Here is a 2,875-nt window from a genome sequence, read left to right on the forward strand (position 1 = left end):
CAAAAAGTACCGGATATGCGAGTGATCGGGGGGAAAATTCCTGGACTTTTTCCCTGAAAATTAGGTAATTGACACCCTCAAAATCGGTAAAACCCTACACCCCACACCCCACACCCCACACCCTGCCCCCAGGAAAAACTTTTTGCCGCAAACCCTAATTAACCCCACTCTGTTGCGTATCTTGACCCTGCAAAGCATCGGCAGCGGAAACACCATCACCCTGAAAACCAAAATACCATAAAGCAGCGGCAGCTTCAGCGCGATTTACCGGTCTTTTTGGCTGAAATAGGGTAGTAAAACCAAAAACTCGCCGAATATTGGCTTGTTCGGCATTTTGAAAATCGGCATAAAGAGCGCGCACCAGCTGCGGGTTAATTTTATTAGTATCCTGAAAACCCCAAGTATTTTTAATCGTATCAAGATTGGCGCTCGGTAAAGCTTTTCTGATATCTAATGGCACTTTCCAAGCGATTAAATCTTCCCGGGTTAAAGGAGCATTGGGACGGAATAAAAGGGCGCTACTATCTCCCGTTAAAGGAGAGGGAATTAACCCCGCTTCCGCTAATCCTTGAATATAAATATAATCGGGATCGTTATTTTTAACATCACTAAAAGCTGGGGAACTATTGGGAGTAGCTAAACGGATTTGTTTACCCGCTACATTGGCATAAATGGCATTATTAGCCTGTAACAACCAGCGCGCAAATTCTCGGCGCGTTATTGTATCATTAGGGTTAAACTGATTGTTATTACCAGTTAATACTCCTAATCTAGCTAAGTCTTGAATGTGGCTTTTTAAGGGATTAGGTAAGGATTCGAGATCGTTAAAACTGGTAGGATTAAGATTGGGTAAGGGGGAAGAAATAGGGGAGGGACTAGGGGAAGCAATCGGGGTTCCCGTTGGACGATAATCGAGGCTATATTCCGTATTGGGAGAAGTGGCAGTTATGGTGATAGTTAATTCTAAATTATCTCGACGGGCTGTCAAGGTACTATTGACTCCTTCCCCAGAAAAGGGAGTGATAATTTCCCAATTATTATTAACTAATTCCTGTTGATAAAAAGCCTCGATCGCATTGCTGGGATCGTTGGATTGCCAACGGGTTTGCCCACCAGTATTATCAGGATTTGTCTGCACGGATAATAATTCTGATTGACTATATCGAGGAATTTCTGCGGGAAAATTTGCGGGTAATTGCTGGTTATTAGGAGAGTTTTCCGGTATGGGATTTGTTTGTAGATTAGGATCGGCAGCCAGACGATTTTCTAGGGCAGGATTGCCACTACAGGCTCCTAAAATGCCCAGCAGAGTGATAATTGTACTGTAGCGAATAAACTTACTCACGGTCTTTACCAATATTGTTTCCTTAGCTTTATCCTAGCCTATTTACTCAGGTTTTTGACTAGGGAAAATTCGGTGCCACCATTGACGTAATTTCCCCAGCAGAAATCCTCCTAACCCTTTTGTGTATTTTTCAAATTTGTAGTAAAATAAAATGTCGATTATATCCTGTGTGGAAAGATACTTGAGATAGGATACTCCTTGATCGATACGTGCATCACTATATTCTAAATAAACTTGGCGACTGAGGCGATCGGATAAATTCCATTTTGGTTGAAAATATTCCTGCATCCTCTGTTGATAAGGGGCAAAACTACTCGATTTTCCCTGTAAATATTCTTCCATGTATTGACAAGCAATTTCGGCTCCTTTCATAGCATAGCGAATACCTTCCCCTCCTAAAAAGTTAACCGTAGAAACAGCATCACCAATCGCTATAATATTCGGTTCTTGATAATAAATATCTTGCAGATTGAGCGAATATTCTAAAATAGAACCATGGATGTCGATTATATCATATTTAGAGAGATTCATGTAGGTTTGAATAATTTGTGTAATATAACTTTTTAAAGGCTTAACTTCAGAAATATAAGGATGTTCTCCCTCTAACCAAGCAGCTCCTATTTTTAATTGCTGATTATCCATAGGAAAAATCCAACTATAACCTTTAGGACTCCATTTATGACCGAGAAAAAAAACTAAATTATCTTGATACTTTTGATAATCTACTTCTGGCACAGCAATTAAATATTCAATGCCCACTGCTTTTAAAAAATTAGGTTTTTCTCGTCTGTGTTTATACATAACTGCTCTAGCGTATCCCGTGGCATCAACCAATAAACGAGTATTAACTGTTTCGATTTTCTCGTCTTTTGATTTCAAGAAAACAGTTAGCTGATTCTCCGTTTGTTGATATTTCAGATAACGACAACCTAAACGAACTTCTCCCCCCCAACGCAGCACTTCCGCCGCTAAAAACTCTCGCAATTTGGCAAAATCAAAAACTACCCCTAAAGGTTGCGGTGATGACCAAAAATGATGTATGCTAGTGGAGATAATTTCGATATTTTTCCAAAACCTAGCCACCACGGTTTCGGGGAGATTGAATTGTTCTAAAATTTCTAGGGGAGAAGCGGCACTAGAAAAATTATTATCTTGCCAACTAGAATGTTGTTCCACCAAAAGAACACGATAACCTTTTTCACTTAATAATCTACCACAGTGACCTCCCGCTGGTCCGCCCCCAATAATTACGACATCATAATCCATGATTTACTCCCTCGCCTAATCTTGCTAACTTGCTTTTATTTTACCCTAAATGCCCTCTGTTAAACCCCAAACTGGTTAAGCTGTTGTGCATCTAAATTTGATAAGTAGCTGATTATAATTAAATTAAAAATGGATTTTGCCTTTAATCCCCCCTTGATCCCCCCTTGATAAGGGGGGTGCCGATCCCCCCTGCCCCCCTTGATAAGGGGGGTGTCTGACAACTTTTAACGCCTACCTACTTATGAATTGGGTAGTGGGGTAGTG

2 protein-coding genes are annotated in these 2,875 nt (G+C 40.5%); both read right to left on the bottom strand.

The window, feature by feature from the left end:
* Positions 1-154: 154 nt before the first annotated feature.
* The gene (locus PX481_RS24615) at positions 155-1,357 is read right to left on the bottom strand and encodes an S-layer homology domain-containing protein (protein WP_004159608.1); all 1,203 of its coding nucleotides are present in this window, start codon (positions 1,355-1,357) and stop codon (positions 155-157) included.
* Positions 1,358-1,387: 30 nt separating this feature from the next.
* Positions 1,388-2,611, bottom strand: a complete 1,224-nt coding sequence (locus tag PX481_RS24620; protein WP_288096567.1) for an NAD(P)/FAD-dependent oxidoreductase — start codon at positions 2,609-2,611, stop codon at positions 1,388-1,390.
* Positions 2,612-2,875 lie beyond the last annotated feature (264 nt).

The sequence above is a fragment of the Microcystis sp. M53603_WE2 genome (genome assembly GCF_030065435.1).

Coding starts and splice junctions, on each gene's coding strand:
- PX481_RS24620 (WP_288096567.1), bottom strand. CDS start 2,611: ATGGATTATGATGTCGTAATTATTGGGGGCGGACCAGCGGGAGGTCAC.